Origin of the sequence: Streptomyces rubellomurinus, from assembly GCF_000961885.1 — a bacterium.
In the GTDB taxonomy this organism is placed as follows: domain Bacteria; phylum Actinomycetota; class Actinomycetes; order Streptomycetales; family Streptomycetaceae; genus Kitasatospora; species Kitasatospora rubellomurina.
In genome coordinates, this window is record NZ_JZKH01000042.1 from 30,378 (window position 1) to 50,259 (window position 19,882).

At 74.9% G+C, this 19,882-nt stretch carries 16 protein-coding genes; 4 read left to right on the forward strand and 12 right to left on the reverse strand.

Features of this window, described 5'->3' with window-relative positions:
• Positions 1-13 precede the first annotated feature (13 nt).
• The 4 genes from VM95_RS41695 to VM95_RS20790 all read right to left on the reverse strand — a co-directional run bounded on the left by VM95_RS41695 (position 14) and on the right by VM95_RS20790 (position 5,745).
• The gene (locus VM95_RS41695) at positions 14-2,914 is read right to left on the reverse strand and encodes a hypothetical protein (RefSeq protein ID WP_045699047.1); all 2,901 of its coding nucleotides are present in this window, start codon (positions 2,912-2,914) and stop codon (positions 14-16) included.
• A gap of 374 nt (positions 2,915-3,288) precedes the next feature.
• Complete coding sequence (locus VM95_RS20780) at positions 3,289-4,347, reverse strand: urea transporter (RefSeq protein ID WP_045699049.1); 1,059 nt, start codon at positions 4,345-4,347, stop codon at positions 3,289-3,291.
• A 92-nt stretch (positions 4,348-4,439) separates the two neighbouring features.
• Positions 4,440-5,180, reverse strand: a complete 741-nt coding sequence (locus VM95_RS20785; protein ID WP_045699051.1) for a dienelactone hydrolase family protein — start codon at positions 5,178-5,180, stop codon at positions 4,440-4,442.
• Between the two features lie 208 nt (positions 5,181-5,388).
• The gene (locus VM95_RS20790; RefSeq protein WP_045699053.1) at positions 5,389-5,745 is read right to left on the reverse strand and encodes a hypothetical protein; all 357 of its coding nucleotides are present in this window, start codon (positions 5,743-5,745) and stop codon (positions 5,389-5,391) included.
• Positions 5,746-5,930: 185 nt separating this feature from the next.
• On the opposite strand from VM95_RS20790, the gene VM95_RS20795 reads away from it, so the two are divergent.
• Positions 5,931-6,464 (forward strand): SigE family RNA polymerase sigma factor, encoded by a 534-nt coding sequence (locus tag VM95_RS20795; RefSeq protein ID WP_045699055.1) that lies wholly within the window; start codon positions 5,931-5,933, stop codon positions 6,462-6,464.
• Entirely contained in the window at positions 6,461-7,342 is an 882-nt protein-coding gene (locus tag VM95_RS20800) for a hypothetical protein (protein ID WP_045699057.1), read from the forward strand. The genes VM95_RS20795 and VM95_RS20800 overlap by 4 nt, the downstream gene beginning before the upstream one ends.
• 63 nt (positions 7,343-7,405) lie before the next feature.
• Here the strand turns inward: VM95_RS20800 and VM95_RS20805 are convergent, their stop codons facing one another.
• The 4 genes from VM95_RS20805 to VM95_RS20820 all read right to left on the reverse strand — a co-directional run bounded on the left by VM95_RS20805 (position 7,406) and on the right by VM95_RS20820 (position 13,854).
• The gene (locus VM95_RS20805; RefSeq protein ID WP_052706915.1) at positions 7,406-7,753 is read right to left on the reverse strand and encodes a hypothetical protein; all 348 of its coding nucleotides are present in this window, start codon (positions 7,751-7,753) and stop codon (positions 7,406-7,408) included.
• A 189-nt stretch (positions 7,754-7,942) separates the two neighbouring features.
• Positions 7,943-9,169 carry a glycosyltransferase gene (locus VM95_RS20810; protein ID WP_045699059.1) on the reverse strand — a complete coding sequence of 409 codons (1,227 nt, stop codon included), beginning with the start codon at positions 9,167-9,169 and terminating at the stop codon, positions 7,943-7,945.
• A gap of 147 nt (positions 9,170-9,316) precedes the next feature.
• Complete coding sequence (locus VM95_RS20815) at positions 9,317-13,405, reverse strand: WD40 repeat domain-containing protein (protein ID WP_045699061.1); 4,089 nt, start codon at positions 13,403-13,405, stop codon at positions 9,317-9,319.
• Entirely contained in the window at positions 13,402-13,854 is a 453-nt protein-coding gene (locus tag VM95_RS20820) for a hypothetical protein (protein WP_045699063.1), read from the reverse strand. Before VM95_RS20820 ends, VM95_RS20815 begins: the two co-directional genes overlap by 4 nt.
• Positions 13,855-14,180: 326 nt before the next feature.
• Here VM95_RS20820 and VM95_RS20825 point away from each other — a divergent pair, with 326 nt between their 5' ends.
• Positions 14,181-15,380, forward strand: coding sequence for a lipase family protein (locus VM95_RS20825; protein WP_052707473.1), 1,200 nt, complete (start codon positions 14,181-14,183; stop codon positions 15,378-15,380).
• A gap of 80 nt (positions 15,381-15,460) precedes the next feature.
• Here VM95_RS20825 and VM95_RS20830 read toward each other — a convergent pair whose 3' ends face one another.
• The 4 genes from VM95_RS20830 to VM95_RS20845 form a co-directional block, all read right to left on the reverse strand.
• The gene (locus VM95_RS20830) at positions 15,461-16,549 is read right to left on the reverse strand and encodes an ABC transporter substrate-binding protein (protein WP_045699065.1); all 1,089 of its coding nucleotides are present in this window, start codon (positions 16,547-16,549) and stop codon (positions 15,461-15,463) included.
• A gap of 38 nt (positions 16,550-16,587) precedes the next feature.
• On the reverse strand, positions 16,588-17,583 hold the full coding sequence (locus VM95_RS20835; RefSeq protein ID WP_045699067.1) for a hypothetical protein: 996 nt from the start codon (positions 17,581-17,583) through the stop codon (positions 16,588-16,590).
• A gap of 119 nt (positions 17,584-17,702) precedes the next feature.
• On the reverse strand, positions 17,703-18,170 hold the full coding sequence (locus VM95_RS20840; RefSeq protein WP_045699070.1) for a hypothetical protein: 468 nt from the start codon (positions 18,168-18,170) through the stop codon (positions 17,703-17,705).
• A gap of 236 nt (positions 18,171-18,406) precedes the next feature.
• The gene (locus VM95_RS20845; RefSeq protein ID WP_045699072.1) at positions 18,407-18,877 is read right to left on the reverse strand and encodes an ATP-binding protein; all 471 of its coding nucleotides are present in this window, start codon (positions 18,875-18,877) and stop codon (positions 18,407-18,409) included.
• Between the two features lie 125 nt (positions 18,878-19,002).
• On the opposite strand from VM95_RS20845, the gene VM95_RS20850 reads away from it, so the two are divergent.
• Positions 19,003-19,881, forward strand: coding sequence for a helix-turn-helix domain-containing protein (locus VM95_RS20850; protein WP_045699074.1), 879 nt, complete (start codon positions 19,003-19,005; stop codon positions 19,879-19,881).
• Position 19,882: the final 1 nt, after the last annotated feature.

Sequence of the window (19,882 nt, forward strand, 5' to 3'; positions counted from 1 at the left end):
CCGGCGGCGGCCGTCACGGATGCTCACCCGCGCGCAGTTCGGTGGTGAGTCGGCGCCGCCCGGCGACCAGGGTCTCCAGGACGACGGCGAGACCGACCAGCAGGGCCAGGCCGCCGGCGGGCAGCAGGACGGGCAGCGGCTCGGGGGCCAGGGCGTGGCCGACGCGGGCGCCGACCAGGCTGGACAGGTCGAGGGCGGGGCCGAGCAGGGCGACGGCCGCGAGGGCGGCGAGGCCGCCGCCCGCGGTGGCGGTGAGGGTCTCGGGCAGGGCTTCGGCGACGATCAGGGCGAGGCCCTGCCGGGGTCGCAGACCCATGGTGCGCAGCCGGGCGAGGACGGCGGCGCGGTCGGGTGCGGCGCGCAGCAGCGTCAGGAGGACGGCGAGCAGGGCGAATCCGGCGGCGGCCACGGCCGCGAGGCGGAAGAGGCGGCCGGCGGCCTGCTGGAGGGGGTCGTCGGCGAGGTCGGCGGCGATCTCGCGGCTGCTGCGGACGGCGTAGCCGGGCGGGAGGCCGTGGGTGGCGCGGCCGGCGGCGGTGGCGTCGGCCTGGATGAGGTCGATGATGCCGGTGGTCCGGGTGAGGCCGCGTTCGCGCAGCAGGGTCCTGACCTGTTCGGGGTCGGGGTCGCCGGCGGCGAGCCAGGCGGTGGGCGGTGCGAGTTCGGGCAGGCGGTGGGCGGCGGGGCCGGCGGGGACGACAACGAACGGCAGGCCCGGGTCCGGCAGGGCGGGGGTGGTGGTGACGGTCCCGGCGACGGTGGTGCGCAGGACGCTGCCGCTGGGCAGGTGCAGGGTGGGCGGGCCGGCGGCGAGGCGGGCGGCCAGGTCGCGGCTGAAGAGCGCGGGCACCGGGGTGTCGGGGCCGCCGGGGGTGCCGGTGAGCGCGGCCGGGTCGAAGGTGTCGGTTCCGGCGGCGCGGGCGAGTTCGGCGTACGCCTGCGGTTCGGCGACCACGGCGATGACCTTGGTGTAGTCGGCGCCCGCGCCGACGAACAGGGCCCGGGGTTCGACCCGGACGGCGGTGGCGCCGCGGACGCCGGGCAGGTCGGCGGCGGCGTCGGTGAACGAGGCGGGCAGGGTGGCGAAGTCGGGGACGGTGACGGCGATGTCGCCTCCGGTGGCGAGGCGGGCGGCGCGGAGCCGGCTGTGGTCGACGGTGTCGAGGACGGTGGCACCGAAGCCGGTGGCGGTGACGGCGATCAGCAGGGCGAGCAGCGGGAGCGCGGAGGCCCGGCGGCGGCCGGTGGTGCCGCGCGCGGCACGGGCGAGGCCGAGGAAGCCGATCAGGCCGCGGCCCCGGCGGGCGAGCGCGGCCAGTCGGCCGATCAGCAGCGGTTGGAGGCGGGCCAGCAGGAGCCCGGCGGTGACGGCGATCAGCAGGGGCGCGGCGATCAGCAGGGGGTCGGAGGCGGCGCCGGGGTGGCCGAGGCCGCGTCGGCGGGCTTCGGCCACGGCGGCGACGGTCACGGCCAGGACGGTGAGTTCGCCGACCAGCCGGCGCGGTCCACCGGCCGCCCCCGACCGGGACCTCGGCCTCGTCCTCGTCCTCGTCCTCGTCCTCGTCCTCGTCCTCGTCCTCAACCGCGCCCGCGACGGCACCCGCACCCCCGCCCCCGCCCGCACCCGCGGCCCGGACCACAGCAGCGCGGCCCGGGCGGGGAAGGCCAGCAGGGCGAGCAGGGTCGCGGCGAGCGCGGCCGTCACCGCGTGGCCCCAGCGCGGGGTGGGCAGCAGCACCAGGGCCAGCGCGGTGCCGAGCGCGGCGGCGGGCAGGACGGTGACCGCTCCCTCGCCGAGCAGCCGCAGCAGCACGCCGCCGCGCGAGCCGCCGCGGGCCCGCAGCAGGTGGATCTCGGCGCGGCGCCGGTCGGTGGTGAGCGCGGCGGCCAGGCACAGCACCACGGCGGCGGTGCCCGCGACGGCGGCCGGTCCGATCGTGCCCAGCGGCATGGCGGCGCGGTAGCGGGCGTCCGCGCGGTCGAGGGTGTCCGGCAGGAAGGAGGCGGTGCGCAGGTCGGTGCGGCCGGTCGCGGCGACGAGCGTCTTGGCGTCGCGCCCGGTCAGGAAGGAGCGGACGGCGGCGCGGGTGTGGTCGAGCCGGTCGGCGCGCAGGGCGGCGGGGTCGACGGGCAGCCGCCAGAAGTCCTCGGCGCCCGCGCCCCAGCGGGCGAGGGCGGGGAGGCTGTCGGCGCCGGTGAAGGCGGTGGTCTGCCACCAGTTGTTGCCCAGGCCGTCGAGGCGCAGGCAGGCGCGGTCCGGGCAGCCGAGGTCGTCCCAGAACGGGTCCTGCGGATCGTTGACCCGGTAGAAGCCGACCACCGAAGTGCTGCGCGGCGCACCGGACTTGTCGGTGCCGTTGTCGATGGTGTCGCCGATCCTGATGCCGATGGTCTCGGCGGCGCGGCGGTTCAGCACGATCGGCAGCGGGCCGTCCGCGGCGGCCGGTCCGGGCCAGGTGCCGTCGGTGAGGGTCACCCGGTCGGCGAGGCCGTGCAGGTAGAGCAGGTCCATCGTCGGGGCGGTGCTCTGGACGATCCGGGTGTAGCCCGGGTTGTTCAGCGGGGCCTGGCCGAGGGCCCGGGCGCCGTGGGCCTCGCCGGGCGGGGACAGGGTCAGTGCGGTGCCGAGGCGGGCGGCGAGGGTGTCGTGCAGGGCGGCGAGGTCGGCGGCGGTGTCGGCCGGGCGGGTCCGGGAGGTGTACTGCAGGCTGGTCGTGTGGAGACTGCGGTGGCCCACGTAGTCCCGCAGCGCGGCGTCGGCGCCGCGGTCCTGGATCCGCGGGAAGGCGGCCGCGAGGAACACGGTGACGAGGGCGAGGGCCGCCGTGAGCAGCGCGGCCGGGACGTCGGCGCGCAGCCTGGTGCGGACCCACCGCACGCGGCGGCGTCGGTCCTCTGCCGCGGTGCTGGTCACGTCTCCTCCGGGTGCTTTCGGCGAATGCTGGGGACCCGTCTGCGCACGGATCACCGGCGGCGGTTCGCCGGATAGCGGACGATGCTGTCAGACTCGATCGAGGAACGGAAGGGGCCTGTCCGCTCCGGGCAGGTGATCGAGGGCGGCCATAACTACCCGTGCTGACCTGCGGTTTGACTCCGTGGAAGAAAATCTGTCGGTGTGCTGAACCCGTTGGGCCGCGGCGTCCGTGGACAGGGGTGGAGCGGGTTCGCGGGCGTCGGCGTGCTGAGGGGCCGGCGTGCGCCCGGGGCTTCCCGTACCGGCGTCCACACCCCTGAGGGCGCCGGTACGGGACGCACGTCCGTCGACGGCGGGGAGCCGGTTGCGGGCGGCTACGAGCGTGCCGGTTCCTGAGCCGGCCGCAGGCGCGGGATCGCCGGGACGGCTGCCAGGAACGGCAGGGTGGTCAGGACGAACGGCCAGGTGAAGGCGTGGCCGCCGGAGGGCGCGGCGATCGCGCCGAGCGCCGGGGTGAGGACGGTGGCGGCCGCCGCGCCGAGCAACGCGTACGCCCCGCTGCGCGCGCCGGGCGGGAGGCAGGCCCCGCAGAGCGCGAGGGCCGTCAGCACGCCGTTGTAACCGTACAGGCCCTGGCCGACCTGCTCCCCCGGCGCACCGAGCGCCCAGGCGGTGAGCAGGGCGATGGCGCTGCCCGCGCAAGCCGTCAGCGCGGCGGTCCGGCTCGCCGCGAGCAGGCCGGCCAGGACCAGCAGGCCGCAGTACCACTGCGGGAGCAGGAAGACCTGCCCGAAGTCGGCGAGGAAGCCGTGCCAGAGCTGGTCCCAGGTCAGTGCGCCCGGCCCGGCGGCCGGGGCCGGCAGGGCGGCGGCCGGGGCGGCGGGGTCGGGCCACAGGCGCCGGAAGCCGGGCGCGGCGACGGTCACGGCGGTGGCGACCAGGCAGAACGGCGCGGTCAGGACGGGCAGGCGCCGGGGGCCGAGCAGCGCGCCGAGGGCTGCCGAGAGCACCACGGTGACGGCGGCGCCGAGGACGGCGACGGCCACCGTGGCGGGGCGGTCCGGGTCCAGCAGGACGGCGCAGGCCAGGGCCGCCAGGCAGCCGTTGTACCCGTACAGCCCGGATTCGACGGCATCGACGGCATCGACGGCATCGGCGACTCCGGCGGCAGCCCCGCCGCCGAGGCCCAGGGCGTGGGCGACGGCGGTGGCGGCGGCGCAGCCGAGCAGGCCGTAGGCGCCGTAGTGCCAGTCGGCGGCGAACAGGGCGGCGGCGAAGAGGAGTCCGCAGGCGGCGGAGCGCAGGAACGCGACCTGGCCGAACCCGCGCAGGACGGCGACCGCCCAGGCGGACACCGCCGAGGCAGGCAGCGCCGAGGCAGGCAGCGCACGGCCGGCCGCGGCGGGGCCCTCCGCCCCCTGGTGCTCACTCATGCCGCGCACCCTAGTGGCGCCCGGCCCCGGCGGTCACCCGGATGTCACCACCCGGACACCCGCCCAGAAGCACCGGCGCACGGCACCGGCGCTCACTCCTCCCCGAGCAACCGCCGCCGCAGCGAGCCCTCGGCGGCGGCCAGCTGCCGCTCGGGCACGTCGCCGTGGCCGCCCGGGTTGGCGTGCAGGGTGCGGTCCGGGGAGCCGAAGGCGTCGTAGACGCCGAGTGCCCAGGCGCGCGGGACGAGGGCGTCGTCCCACTGCACCAGGAAGTCGAGCGGCGCGGTGACCCGGGCGGCCGGCTCGGTCTGCGACTCGTGGCCGGTCAGCCCGAACACGGCGGCGCCGATGCGCGGTTCGGCGGCGGCGAGCGGGATGCCGATCACGCTGCCCAGCGACAGTCCCCAGTACCCGATCGGGCCCCGGCCTTCGAGTTCCTCCGCCAGGGTGTCCAGGACGGCGATCCACTCGGGCACGGCCCGCTCGGCGACGGCCGCGGTGTGCCGGGCGACCCAGGCGCTGATCGGCCGGCCGGCGGCCTGCAGTTCGGCGATCTCGCCGACGAACCGCTCGTCCGCCGCCGTGCGCGGCCGTTCCCCGTGGCCGGGCGCGTCGAGCGCCACCGCCGTGAAGCCCGCGTCCGCGACGAACCGGCGGGCCCGCTCGACCAGTCCCGGTGCCAGCTTGTGCTGGCCGCCGCCGTGCCCGAGCAGCACCAGCGGCCGGCCGTACCGCATCGGGCCGGTGGGCCGCCAGAGCACGCCGGGCACGTCGCCGTGGGTGAAGCGGTACTCGACGACACCGTCCGAGAACGTCCGCGTACCGATCCGCACGATGGATCCCCCTCCGTCCCGTTCGCCTGCCGGACCCGGCCGACCGGGCCGCTCGAACAGGCGCTCCAGCAACGTATCGTGTGCGGGCGTTCACGCCGGGGGCGGGCCGGTGTCGCGCGCGTCGGCCGGACGCGGCGCAGGTACGGGGGACCTCAGGTACGGGAGCCTCAGGTACGGAGGGCCTCAGGCTCGACGGGTCCGGCGGGGTTCAGCGCTCCGGACTCGACGCTTCCAGGGCGTCGGCGCGCCGCTCCAGGTCCGCCGCGATGTCGTCCCAGTCCGGGCCGTGCGACCACAGGCTCCGCGCGGCCTCGCGCATCAGCTCCGGGTCGTCGGGGCGTTGCAGCAGCGCGAGCCGGTAGGCCAGGTTCCGCACCCACACCGGCAGTTGCCCGTCGACCAGGTACGGGCACAGTTCGCGCAGCATGGCCAGGATCGCGTCCGCGTCGGCGAAGGTGAGCCGCTCGACGAAGAAGTCCCGCGAGTGCTCCTCCGGGCAGTCGGGCACGGGCCCGTACTCGTCCCCGTAGAGGCACCGGGCGTACTCCGTCAGCGTACTGTGCATGGCCGACACCCTACGGTGCCCCCACACACCCCACACCCCCACACCGCCGGCCCCGCCGCACCCCGCTGAGCCCGCCGCACCCCCCGGGCCGTGGCACCGGGCAGAGGGGCGGGCGGCGGAGCGGCGGGGCGGCGGGTAAGCGCTTTCCCCCGCCCCCGGGCTCTAGGTGGGTGAGGAGGTGCTCGATGGGAGAACCGAAGGGCGACCGGGACGAGGAGTTCCAGGCGTTCGTCATCGCGGTCTGGCCGCGGCTGCTGCGGACGGCGTACCTGCTGGCCGGCGAGCAGTACGCGGCGGAGGACCTGGTGCAGTCCGCCGCGGAGCGGGCCTGCGCGTCGTGGTCGAAGGTGCGCCGCGCCGACGACCCGTACGCCTACGTGCGGCGGATCCTGGTGAACCAGCACGCCCGCCGCACCCGGCGCCGGCCGCCGGAGCTGCTCGTGGAGGCGGTGCCGGACGCGGCCGGCACGGAGGACGGCTACGCCCGCTCCGACCAGCGCGGGGCGCTGCTGGCCGCGCTGGCCACCCTGCCGCCGCGCCAGCGCCAGGCGGTGGTGCTGCGGCACTGGGAGGACCTGAGCGACAGCCAGACGGCGACGGCCATGGGCTGCTCGGTCGGCGCCGTGCGCAGTCACGCGGCGAAGGGCATCGCCAAGCTCCGCCAGGTGTCGGCGCTGGTGGAACTCAAGGACAGGACCCACATCGGAGGTGCGGTATGAGCTCGAACGGTGACCACGACGCGGACGTGTGGATCGGCCTGGGCATGGCCCAGGCGGCGGCCGGGACGAGGATCGTCCCGGCGCCGCTGGCGGACATCGTGCAGGGCGGCCGCCGGATCCGGCGCCGTCGCCGCACGGTGGTCGGCGCGGTGGCGCTGGCCTCGGTGGTGGCGCTGGGCGGCGGCGCGCTGGCGCAGCTGCGTCCGGCGCCGACGGGGAGCGGCAGTGCGACGTCGCTGGTGCCGGCGGCGGCGCCGGATCCGGCGGCCGCCCTGGCGAAGCGCGATCCGCTCAGGCCGGCCCGGACGCTGCTCGCCGAGGGCACCACCAACGGCCACGCGTGGAAGGTGTGGCGGGCGATCTGGCCGCTCGCGCCGAAGGAGCGCGCGTACGAGCAGGCGGTCGCGTTGTGGCAGGAGCGCAGCGCCTACGATCCGCGGCTGACCAGGCCGACCGAGGAGTTCGTCCGGCAGTACTGGCAGCCCGACTCGGACCTGGTGAACGACTACGTCGAGGTGGACGGCGTCCGGCAGGGCCACGACAGCGGCGGCAGCATCGTCGCGGACGGGCACATCTCGGAGCAGGCCTCGCGCCAGACCACCTTCGGCGCCGGCATGCTCGGCCACTACGGCAAGGACGAACCGGGCCCGTTCTTCCCGGCGGAGATCGGGCTGGTCGACCTCGGGCCCCGGGTCGGCAAGGTGTTCGTGACCTGGTCGGACGGCACCAGGACGGAGGTGCCGATCGTCGTCGTGCCCTTCTCCCCGATCCGGGTGGTCGCGCTGGCGCAGCCGCAGGACAAGCGGTCGACGCTGTGGGAGTTCTTCGACCAGGACGGCCAGAAGATGCCCAACGAGGGCACTACGCTGTTCCGTTGACGCCCAGGCCACCGAGCCGACCGGGCGCCGGCGGCCCTCAAGGACCGCCGCCGCCCGGCGGTGTCACACCGCCTCGGGCTCCGGCTCGGGAACGTACCGCGCCGCGACGAGGCGGGCGATGACGCGCAGCCGCTCGTAGTAGGCGCGGGCGTCCGGGTCGGTGATCCGCGGGACGACGGTGTCGAGTTCGGCGCAGCACTGGTGGAGCATGGCGACGCCCTGCCGGTCGAGGCCGCGGTGGTTGACCTCGCTGGTGACCAGGCCGGCCGTGGCGGAGTCGAGGTACACCAGGTCGATGCCGTCGATCTCGTTGCGCTTGACGCTGTCCGGGAACGGCGCCTCCCCGTGCTGGCGCCAGAGTTCGGCGAGTTCGGCGTCCGCGGGGGTGGTCGAGGGCAGTGAGGTCTCCATCCGCCCAGTCTCGCCGCCGGGAGCCTCGGCGCACCAGCACATTTCGCCGGGTCGCCAGGTCGCCGGGCCCCGGCTTTCCGGCCACCGCCCGACTCCCGACTCCCGACTCCCGACTCCCGGCCACCGGCCACCGGCCACCGGCCACCACCCGTCAGGCTTCACCACCCGTCAGGCTTCACCACCCGCCCGTCATCCCTGACCGTCGATCAGCAGCCGGGCCGCGACCGCCGCCCCGTCCGTCCGGATCCGCCCCCGGACGTCGGCCGCCCGCTCGCGCACGGCGCCGTCGAGGGCCCGGGCGAGCGCGGCCGTGAGGGTGTCGGTGCTCGGCGCCGGCCCGTCGTGGGCGGCGCCGATGCCGAGTTCGGCCACCCGCCGCGCCCAGTACGGCTGGTCGGCGATCTGCGGCACCACGACCTGCGGCGCGCCGGCGGCCGCGGCGGCGGTCGTGGTGCCCGCGCCGCCGTGGTGCACGACGGCGGCGCAACGGGCGAACAGCGCCTGCTGGTTGACCTCCCCGACGACGAGGCAGTCGCCCCGGTCGTCGACGCGGTCCAGCCCGGCCCAGCCCCGCGCGAGGACGACCCGGCGCCCGTGCGCGCGGGCGGCCGCGACGCCGGCCCGGGCGCAGGCCTCGGCGGCGTCGGGCGCGCCGCGCAGCGGCATGCTGCCGAAGCCGACGTACACCGGCGCCTGCCCGGCGTCCAGGAACGCCGACAGCTCGGCGGGCAGCGGGCGTTCGTCCGCGAGCAGCCAGGCGCCGGTCTGGACGACGGCGAGTTCGGCGGGCTGCACCCAGGGGCCGAGGACGGCGTCGGTGGCGAGCCACGGCCGCTCGGTGAACACGTGGTCGCGGACGTTGTCCACCGCCGCCAGGCCGACCGAGGTCCGGAAGCCGTTGACGGGCTCGGCGAACAGCGCGTTCATCACGCCGACGTTCAGCTCCCACAGCTCCCGGGGGTCGGTCACGCCCGGCGGGAAGGGGTGCATCGGGTACTCCAGCGGCGGGTGGTGCGGCGAGGGCAGCGCGTTGGGCTGCAGCGCGGCGTAGACGAAGCGCGCGCCGACCCGCTCGGCCGCCGCCTGTGCGCCGGCGATGGCCGGGAACAGCCCGGTGCCCACCACCGTGTCGCCCGGCCCCGCCAGCGCGCCGACCGCCGCGTGGAACTGCTCCACCAGCGCGGCCACCCGCTTGGGGAAGTCGCCGGGCTGCGGCGGCGGCCCGGTCACCAGCGAGCGCACCGACTCCCCCACCGGCACCATCTCCACCCCAGCGGCCGCCAGCCGCCGCGCGAACTCCTCGTCGGGCGGCGCGCACACCGTCGCCCGCACCCCGGCCTCCCGCAGCCGCACCGCCAGTGCGGCCAACGGCTGCACGTCCCCGCGCGACCCGTACGTGGACAGCACCACTCGCATCTCGTGAATCTCCCAACTCGCCCTGCTCCGGCCTTGAGTGGGACATTCTGGGACGCACCGGGGGTCTTGCGGCAAGGCCCCGGGTGCGCTATACGTTGAGAGTGGCGGGGAGTGGGTTTGCCTCCTGTGCCGTACCGCCCGGCTCCGTCAACTCCGCGCGCAGGTGTCCTGGTAGGGCAGGCCGGCGGCGTAGCCGCCCTCCCAGTCCTTCCTGGACAGTCCGCCCGCGGCGATCCGGCAGGCCAGGCCGACCGGGTCGGCGGCGATGGCGGGCAGCGCGCCTAGGTCCCAGATCTGGGCTGTGCCGTCGGTGCGGAGCACGAGCAGCGTCTTCTTGTCGGGGCTGAAGCGGACGGCCTGCACGTCGGCGGCGGAGTCGGGCAGGTCGACGGCCAGGCCCGGCAGGGCCGGGTCGGCGACCTCGTAGAGGCGGACGAGGCCGTTGTCCTGGCCGACCGCGACCAGGTTTCCGCCGGGGTGGTAGTCGATGTGGGCCTCGTGGGTGCTCGGGGTGACGGGCAGCAGGCCCGTCGCGGACGGCCCGATGCCCGCTCCCAGCGGCCAGAGCTTGACGCCGTCTCCGGAGCCTTCGGCCAGGAGCCGTCCGTCCGGGCTGAACGCGGCCCCGCCCGGTCCGCTGAACGGGCGGGCTGCGGCAGGCGCCGGGCCGGCCGGTTGGACCACGGGCACCAGGACCGGTGCGGCCGGGTCCGAGACGTCCCACAGCGAGGACGGGAGGACCAGCCGCCGCCCGTCCGGGCCGAACACGGTCGGCTCGTGGACCATCAGCAGCTGGGGATCGAAGTCGAACGCGGGTGGCGTGCGGTCGGGGTGCGCCTTCTTCGTGGCGTCGGACACCGCCACGCCGAGTCGGTCGATCAGCTTGAGCTGACGGGGCGGGTCGGGGGCGCGAGTGTTCCAGAAGCCCACCCAGGTGTCCTCGAAGAACCTGCCGCCGGTGACGACGAGGAGGTCGGAGGTGGGGCTGAAGGCCATCGACCCGACGCCGGACGGCAGTTGCAGGGTGGCCGTCCGCCTGGGGGCGGCCGGCGTGGAGACGTCCCAGAGCACGACCTCGCCCTGCCTGGCGGACTCACCGTACCGGGTGCCCACCGCCACGACGGTGGCATCCCGGTTGAAGGCCACCGCCACGGCGGGCCAGTCGGCCTTGCCCGGCAGCACCGTCGACTCCCTGGGCCGGGCCGGGTCGGAGGTGTCCCAGATCCGGGCGTCGCCGGACCACTCCCCGGTCAGCAGCCGGTTGCCGTCCACGCTGTACGCGGCAGCGGCCAGGTTCGTGCGTGGCAGCGTCGCGGTCCTCGCCGGTAGCGGGCGGCCGTCGATCGACCACTGGGAGAGCGTCCCGTCCGCGGCCGCGAGGACGATCCGGCCGCCGGTCCCGTTGTACGCGACGGACTGGATCCGGTCGAACGATCTGGCGTACGTCGTCCCGAGGTCCTTGCCGCCGGAGCCGGGCGCGGCACCGTGCGAGCCGACCAGTTCGGCCCGGGAGCGCGGGTTCGCCGGGTCCGTGATGTCCCAGAGGACGGAGCCTCCGTTCGAGGTGGAGGTGACGAGGGACCGGCCGTCCGGGCCGAACGCGAACGCCGAAACGTCGGCGGCGGTGGTCAGAGTGGATCGCTTGCTGGGGGTGCGCGGGTCGGCGAGGTCCCAGAGGGTGACCGTCCGGTCCCGGTTCTCGGCCAGCAGCGGTGCGGTCGGGCTGAGCGCGAACTGCCCGCTCCACGGCCCGTGGGCCGCCGTCGCCTTCGGCGCGGCCGGATCCGCGACGTCCCAGACCTGCCAGCCCGTGCCGCGGACGATCGACGACGAGGTGAGCGCGTCGCCCTGGTACTCGATCGACCCGGCGCCGGTGATCAGGAGGCGGCCGTCCGAGCTGAAGATCACGTGCTCCGCCTGCACCGCCGGCACCGGGCTTCCCAGCCGCCGGGGAGTGTCACCGTTCGCGATGTCCCACAGGGCCAGCGTGGTCGTCGGTTCGTCCGCCACGAGGGCCAGGGTCCGGCCGTCCGGGCTGATGGCCGCGCCTCGCACCCGCACGCCCGGGTCGGCGTGGAAGGGCAGGCGGCGCGGACGGTGGCGATCCGTCAGGTCCCAGAGGGCGACGTCGACATCGGAGGGCGACCGCTTCTCGACCTGTCGGCCGACGGTGACCAGGCGGCGCTGGTCGGAGCTGAAGGCCACCGCCTCGATCGAGGTGGACTCGCTTCTCAAGGAGGCGAGTTGGAGTGGCTGCCCGAGTTCGGCGGTGTCCCAGAGGTTGACCGTACCGCGCTCGTGGTCCGGGACGACGGCCAGCATGCCGCCGTCCCCGGTGAACGCGGCCAGGTTCACGCCCGACCCGACCGCGCCCCGGGCCGAACTGCCCTCCAGGTGGGTCTCCTCCAGGGTCCTGAGCATCCCCGACCGGGCCTCCGGGGTCGGGTGCAGGCGCAGCGCGGCCAGGCTGAGCCGCAGGGAGAGCTGGGGGTCGGACTCGCGCAGCGTGTCGGCCTTGGCCTGGATCAGCCGTTCCGTGGCGAGGTCCGCCTGTTCGACGGCCACCCGGCGCTGCTGGTCCGCCCGGTCCTTCTGGTCGCCGGCCAGCTTCGCGGACGCCAGGGCGATCACCGCGAGCACCACCAGCAGCGCGACGGCGCCTCGGCGGAGCGCGGCAGTGCGTCGCTTCAGCCGGATCGCGGCGTCCAGGAAGGCCGCGACGGTGGAGCCGGGGTCGCCCCCGGTCCGGTCGGTCGCGTCGCGGGCGGCTTGCAGCCGGTTGCCCCGGTACAGCAGCGAGCGGTCGTGGCGCTTGTCCTCCCACTCGGCGGCCGCGTCCTTGAGCTGCTGGCGGACGAGGTGGTCGGTGCGGTCCGTCTCCAGCCAGCCACGGAGACGGGGCCAGGCCTTCAGCAGGGCCTCGTGGGTGATCTGGACGGTGGTGCGGTTGCGGGTGAGCAGTCGGCCCTCGGTGAAGGCGGCCAGCACGGCCTCGGCCACGTCCGGCGCGACGCCTTCGGTGGCCCGGTCGGCGGGCAGGGCCCGGCGGGTGTCCTCCGCGTCCTCGTTGATCCGGACGAGGTTGCGGAGGATCGTTTCGGCGGCGCGGCGCCCTTCCTCGTCGAGCCCCCGGTAGACGTCCTCGGCGGTGGCCTCGATGGCGCCGTGGATCCCGCCGGAGGCCCGGTAGCCGGCGAGGGTGAGGGTCGTGCCGCTGCGGGCCCGCCAGGTGGCGCGCAGGGCGTGGGCGAGCAGGGGGAGGCGTCCGGCGTCGTACCCGCGCCAGGGCCGGGTGGGCTCGGCGTCGTCCGCCTCCTCTTCCTCCTCCGGCTGATCGGCGGCGAGTGCGTCGACGCCGAGGTCGCGCAGCAGGACGTCGACGAGCCGGGGCTCGACGGTCAGTCCCACGCTCGCGGCGGGGGCGGTGACGGCCTCCGCGAGCTCGGTGTCCGACATGGGGCCGACGAAGACCTGGCGGCGTTCCAGCGCGGCCTGCAGGGCGGGGTGTTCGGCGAAGCGGCCGTAGAAGTCGGCGCGCACGCCGTACACGACCAGGGCGGGCGCGCCGGCGCCGTTCGCCAATTGCGTGAGCGCGTCGACGAAGCGGTCCCGTTCCGCCGTCGCCTCCACCTGGGTGAACAGTTCCTCGGCCTGGTCGACGACGAGCACCAGCCGGTCGGCGCCGTACCGGTCGAGCGCGGCCCGCAGGCGCGCGGCGAGGGCGGGCGGGTCGTCCGCCAACTCGGCTTCGACAGCGGCGGGTTCGCTGTCGGTGAGAGCAGCGAGGTGTCCGGCGAGGGCGGCCACCGGGTGCTCGCCGGGGGTGAACAGCAGGCAGGGCCAGCGCCGCGAGCCGGGGAGGGCGCCGGCACCCAGGGCGGGGACGAGGCCGGCGCGCAGCAGCGAGGACTTGCCGGAGCCGGAGGCGCCGACCACCCCCACCGCGCCGCCGCCGCGCAGGCACTCGTCGAGGCGGCTGGTCAGCTTGGCGAGGACGGCCTCGCGGCCGAAGAACCACTTCGCCTGGGCGGCCTCGAAGGCCGCCATGCCGGGGTACGGGCAGTCGTCGCCGCCCTCCTCGGCGGGCTCGATGCGGCGCAGGCCGTCGCCGCCGTAGTGGACGTGCACGACGCCCGTGGCGATGAACTGGTCGCGGCCGGCCATGTAGACGGTGGCGTCGCCCGAGGCGTAGGCCTCCTGGCGGAGCCCGTCCGGGCCGGGCTCCGGCAGGCTCACTGGCCGTGGATGTGCAGGTCGTTCCCGGCCATGTAGACCTTGGCCCGGTCGGCGGCCGTGGCCCGCATCGTCACCCGGTTCCCGCCGGGTGCGGCGCCGGCCCCGGACTCGCCGTCGCGGCCTTCGAGTTCGGCCAGGACGCGGCGCAGCTCGACCGCGAGCGCGGGGTCGGCGCGGAGCAGGTCGCGCAGGCGGGTGCGCCACTCGACGGTCAGCTCCTGCCCGACCCGGCCGTCGCCGGCCTCCCCGGCCGCCCCTGCGGCCAGCAACTCCTCGCGCGCCTCGACCAGTTGTGCCTCGACGACCTCGGCCTCCTCGGGCCGCTCGGGGTGGCGCCGACGCCAGAGCGCCACGACGGCCTGCCGGGCCTGGTCCCAGCCGTCCGCGGCCAGCCGGCCGACGAGGGCGGTCGCGGCCGATGAGGCCAGTGCCGCCAGTTCCGGATCCATGTCGGGCTCCCTGCGCGTGCGGTGGGGCGGTGGGTGGACGTGCGGTCGGCGACATTCTCGGACGTGGTCGGCGCCGCTGACAACCTGCCTGGCCAGGGGCCGGTGCCGGGACCGGATGGGGCTGCAGGAGAAGGAATTGCCGAACAACGCACGGGATTTCGCGCAATTGTCCGACGAACCATCAGAAGTTCACTCGTTGGAGTGACGCGTGCATGATGCACGGAATGGCCTGGGTAGGTCGGGTCCGGACGGCCGGGGCCCCGGTTCGGCCGTCCTCCCCCGCCACATCGCTGCGGGGACCTACCCACCCTTGAAAGGGACTTGCCTTGACCACCGAGAACGAGCCCGTCATCGAGCCCTTCGGCTTCCTCGCGCCGCCCGCGCCGCCGGAGATCCCGGCCGCGCCCACTCCCGACCGGACCTGGCAGCTGCCCGGCGGCAAGGCCTGGGTGTACCTCGCGAACCCCGAGGGCCAGATCGAAAGGCCGGTCATCCTCTCGGACGGCTTCAACACCGGCCCGAGCAAGCTCGACGAGCTCTACCACGGCCTGGAGCGCGGCGAGTTCCCGTTCATCAGCGAGCTGCGCAGGCGCGGCCGCGACCTGATCATCCTCGGCTACGACGAGCGCAGCGCCCTCATCCAGGAGAACGCCCAGACGGCGATGGCGTGCATCATGCAGACCATCGCCGAGCGCGTCAGCGACACGCCGCTGGTGGTCGGCGGCTTCAGCATGGGCGGTCTGGTCACCCGCTACGCGCTGCTCAAGATGGAGCGGATGCGCATGGACCACCAGGTCGCCGTGTACCTCTCCTACGACAGCCCGCAGCGCGGTGCCTGGATCCCGATCGCCCTCCAGGCCTTCGCCCACTTCCTCAAGGCCACCCCGGCGCTGTCGAAGCAGATCAACAGCCCGGCCGCCCGCCAGCTGCTCTGGCGGCACATCGAGACCCCCGAGGACACGCCCCGCGAGGACCCGCTGCGCACCGACTTCCTGGCCGAACTGGAGCAGATGGGCAGCTGGCCCATGCGCCCGCTCAAGCTCGCGGTCGCCAACGGCACCGGGAACGGCGGCGGCAACGGCGTGAAGCCCGGCATCGACGCGATCAAGGTCACCTCCGGCTGGTTCAACGGCACCACGCTGCGCACCCAGTCGACGGGCAAGGACCAGGAGGTAGCCCGCCTCAAGGGCCTGCTGTCCGAGAAGCGCGTGGTCACCAACGACCTGCCCGAGCTGGACGGCGCCCCCGGCGGCACCCTGGAGAGCTTCGGCATCGCCGGCCAGAAGCTGAAGGTCACCGGCAAGGTCGAGATCGAGCCCGGCACCGAGTCGATCTGCTTCGTCCCCTCGGTCAGCGCCGTCTCCGTCCGCAAGCTGGACACGCAGGCGGACGTCTACACCGACATCGAGCAGCTGCCGCCGGAGGAGAGCGACTTCGACGACTTCGTCTGTTCCTCGACCAACACCCGGCACACCGCCATGACGGCGGAGCTGGGTGAGTGGATCCTGGACCGCCTGCCCAACTGACCCCGCGAGTCCGCGCCCGGTCCGGCTCCCACCACCGCACGTGGTGGGGGCCGGACCCGGCCGCGTCGGCCGGTGCCGGGTCAGCCGGAGTGCAGGACCCGGAAGCGCCCGGTGTCCGCCGGGTCCCGGTCGACGACCTGGACCGGCGGCCAGGCCCACTGCCACACGCTCACGCCCGGCACGCGCGAGAACCGGATCCGCCCGCGCGTGCCCTCGACGTCGACGCCCGACCAGGCCCCGGAGCTGCCGCCCGAGCGCAGCACGTCCGCGAGGACGGCAACCGTGTCGTACCCCTCGAAGGCGACGAACGACGGCGCGCCGCCCAACCCTTCGCGCAGCTCCGCCTCGACGCGCGCGCCGAGCGGGTCGAGCTCCTCCGGCCGGTAGCGCAGGAACGGGATCCCCGAGCCGTCCGCGCCCAGCAGCGCCGCCCACTCGGCGAACTCCGGCTGCCCGGCCGGCGCGCCGATCAGGACCTCGGCGAGCCGCTGGTCGGCCCGTACGGCCCTGACCAGCGACGCGGCCGGCTCCGGGTGTCCGGCCAGCAGGAGGACGGCGGTGGCGCCGCGTCGGGCGAGTTCGTCGCAGACGGCGGCCGGGTCGAGCGCGGTCAGGTCGAGTTCGGCGACGGTGCCGCCGCGCGCGGCGAGGTGCTCGCGCAGGATGCGGGTTCCGGCGGCCCAGTACACGCTCGGCTGGGTCGCCACGGCGATGTCGCGGTGGCCGGCGGCGAGGAGGTGGTCGGCGTAGATCCGCCAGCCGTGGGACTGCGCGGGGCACAGCCGCGCGACCCGGTCGGCCGGCTCGTCGGTGAGCGCGTCGAGGACCGCCGACGAGCAGAGGTACGGCAGGCCGAGCCCTGCGGCCCGGGCGGCGACGGCGCGGGCGACGACGCTGTGGTACTCCCCCGCGAGCGCGACCACGCCCAGCGCGGCCAGTTCGTCGACGGCCGCCTCGGCCCGCCGCGGATCGGCCGCCGTGTCCCGGACGAGCAGTTCCAGCGGGCGCCCGGCGATGCCGCCGACGGCGTTGACGTCGCGGACGCCCAGTTCGAGCCCGGCGAGCAGGTGCCGCCCGGCCTCGGCCCAGCCGGGCCGGGTGAGCGGGGCGAGGGCGCCGATCCGGACGGACGGCCCGTCACTGTGCAGCGGTGGTGGTGGAGTGGTCATGCGGGCGAGTCTCCACCACCGGCCGCACGGCCGGGCGCCTACTGCATGACTTCCAGGTGCGGGTGCTCGAAGGATTGCGGGCAGTGGTAGAGCTGCATCGAGTAGCTGCGGCCGATCTTGACGCCGAGGTCCTCCTCCGCGTCCCGGTCTTCCACGGGATCCCAGCCGCTGCCGTCCAGTTGGCCGGAGCTGATCGTCAGGAGCGGGCTCATGACCGACTCGCACGCGCCGCAGCGCATGACCCACGGATCGCGGAAGCCCCACGGCCCCCATCCGCCGGCCTTCCAGCCGGGGGCGACCGACAGTTCGAAGCTGTAGTAGGCGCGGAACTGGTACTCCTGCTGGTACCTCGGGTCGGCTCCGGTGAGCTCCCGCACGCACCAGTCCTCGATCCGCTCGGCCAGCCCCGGCTCCAGTTCCCCCGGTGCCGGGTACTCCGTCACCACCTCGGGGTGCAGGACGCAGGGCTCGGGCACGTAGTCGCCGTGGTTCGACAGGTGGGCGGGCTCGGGCGGCACCGGCAGCACCGCGCCGACCTCGGCGGCGGAACGCCACACCAGGCGGGCGGCCGGCAGCTCCTCCGGTTCGTGCTCCAGCGGGCACCACAGCACCTGGAGCAGGTCCGCCCCGTCCGGGCAGGGCAGGCCCGGGATGTCGCGCGCGTAGAGCTGCGCCACCGGGAGGAGCGCGTTCGGCTCCCGGCCCCACGCGTGCCCCTCGTACGTCGCGTCCAGCGCCGCCCGTTCCTGGTCGTCGAGCTGGTGGCCGGCCGACATCCGCGCGTAGAGGCCGCGGCGCAGCCGGACGCAGGCCGGCGACACCGGCAGCTCGTCGTCCCCTTCCTCGGGGTGCGGGCCCTCGCACACCGGCCACGGCTCGTCGGCGGGCCACAGCAGCGGGCCGCCGACCGAACTGTCCCGGACGCCCGGCGCGCCCAGGCGCGGGTGCAGGCGCACCGTCCGGCGCGCCAGGGGCGCCAGTTCCGGGAAGACCGCGGCTATGTCCACCCGGCGCGATGGGGTCGTGCGGGACATCGGATTCCCTTCGAGGGCGGCGGAATTCGCTGACGAACGGACCTTATCCGCCGCCGCCGACAACGGCGGTCCCGGAATCGCGGCGGCCCATCCCCCAGCAAGCTCATCCGTGTGAGGGCTCATCCGCCTGCGGGCTCGGCCAGGCGGCGGTGCCACCAGAGGTGGGCCGTCCACGTGCGCCGGTCCGCGAAGGGGTCGGGGAGGGTGCGGCGCCGGTACTCCGCGTCCAAGGGGAGGAGGCGGGCGAGTTCGGCGCGGGAGCGCGGCGGCAGCCGTTCCAGGACGGAGTCCAGGACGTCGCGGCAGTGCCGGACGTCGTCGAAGGCGCAGCCGGGGCAGGAGGGGCACGGCGATTCCCGGGGGTAGAGCGGGCGGCGGCCTGGTGGGTGCAGGAACGCGCGGTAGCCGTGCAGGGCTTGGCTGGTGGCGCCGAGGCCGATGTGGAAGTCCGGGTACAGCCGCTCGACGCGGCGGACGTCCCGGCTCGCGCGGAGGGAGAGCCCCGGGATCGGCTGGGGCGGGGTGGGCGCCCAGACGCGGGGCGCGGGCTCCTGGGCGCGCAGTGCGCGCGGCCGTCTACGCGGCATGGGCCTTTCGGCAGGTGGTGGTCACGGGGACATTCTGCCAGGAGTGGGAAGTCGGTGGGGTCGACTTCCCACTCCTGGGTTCTTGTCAGGGAGTTGGGGAGGGTGAGGCCGTGGCGGCGGGGGCGGGTCGAGGGTGACGGGGCTCGGTGAGGGGGTGGATCCAGGCCAGGAGGGCGAGGAGCAGGGCGAAGGGGAGGATCGTGCAGAGAGTCGCCTGGCCGGGGGTATCGCGGGGTTCAGGACGCATCGGTGGCGTCGGGGGCGGTGAGGTCGAGTTCGGCCCAGACCGTCTTGGAGTTGGGGAAGCGCGGGATGGTGCCCCAGCGGTCGCAGAGGGCGTCGACGAGGGTGAGGCCGCGCCCGGACTGGGCGTCGGCGACGTGGACGGTCGGCAGGGCGGGCAGGCGGTCGCCCCGGGGGTCGCTGATCTCGATGCGGAGGGTGGCGCCGCCCCGGCGCGCGGAGGTGGTGAGGGAGAGGTGAAGTTCGAAGCCGCGCCCCGCGATGCGTCCGTGCGTGATCGCGTTCGCGGCGAGCTCGGTGACGATGAGGAGCGCGCAGTGGAACGGCTCGGTGTGCGTGGAGTCCAGCCCCCAGGTAGCGAGTTGACGTCTGGCGATGCGCCGGCAGATGGCGGCGCCCTTGGGCGTGGCGTCGAGGAGGCTGGTGTGGCTGTCGGGGCTGTCGAGGGGGATTTCCGTCGTCATGGGGAAAAGCGTGGTGGCGCGAACGTACTCTGACCATGCATCCGGCGTGCACGGAGAGTGGCTGTACGGGTGCTCACGGTTCGCCCGACGGGCGGGCGCAGATCAATCGATCGAAAGGACGGGAGATGGCGGCTGACGGTGTCACGGGGACGGTCTTCGAGGACGGCGAGAAGGAGGTCCTGTCGGACGGGGTGGCGGAGCTCTACAGCGCGGTCGGAAAGCTGATCAAGTTCTTCCGGGAGCGGGCCGGCTACACGCAGAAGCAGGTGGCCAAGCTGACCGGCTACAGCGAGGACCAGATCGGCTCGATGGAGCGAGGTGTCCGAACCGCCAGGGTCGAGTACCTGACGGTGGTCGACGACCTGTTCAACGCGCAGGGTGCGCTGAAGGTCGTCGCGGACGACGTGATGAGGGCGAAGGTCCGGATGAGCGAGCGCCACCCGGCCTTCAACAGGGCCTTCACCTCTGAGGAGGCGAAGGCCCTGGAGATCCACGAGTACAGCACGATGGTTATTCCTGGGCTCTTGCAGACCGAGGCGTACATCCGCGCGCTGTACGAGATGCGGCGCCCGCTCCTCTCTCCCGAACAGATCGACAAGTGGCTGGCGGCACGACTGGCTCGGCAGGAGATCCTGAACCGCTGGCCCCTGCCGGTGGTTACGTGGGTGCTGGACGAGAGCGTTCTTCGGCGCCCTCTTGGCGGGTGGGATGTGCACGCCGACCAGCTCCGGCACCTGCTCGACGTGGGGCAGATGAGAGGCCCCGAGCTGCAGGTGATGCCGCTCGACCGAATGAGCCACGCCGGCATGGGAGGCTCGTTCACGCTCCTGACGCCTCCGAACCGACCGCAGGTCTGCTACGCGGCCGCACAGCACGTGAACCGGCTGATCACGGACCCGGTGGAAGTCCGTAATATGGCCGCACGGTACAGCAGCATCAGGGCGCAGGCTCTCAGCCTGGCGGAGTCCCTTGCCTTGATCGAGAAGATCCTGGGAGAGCGGTGAG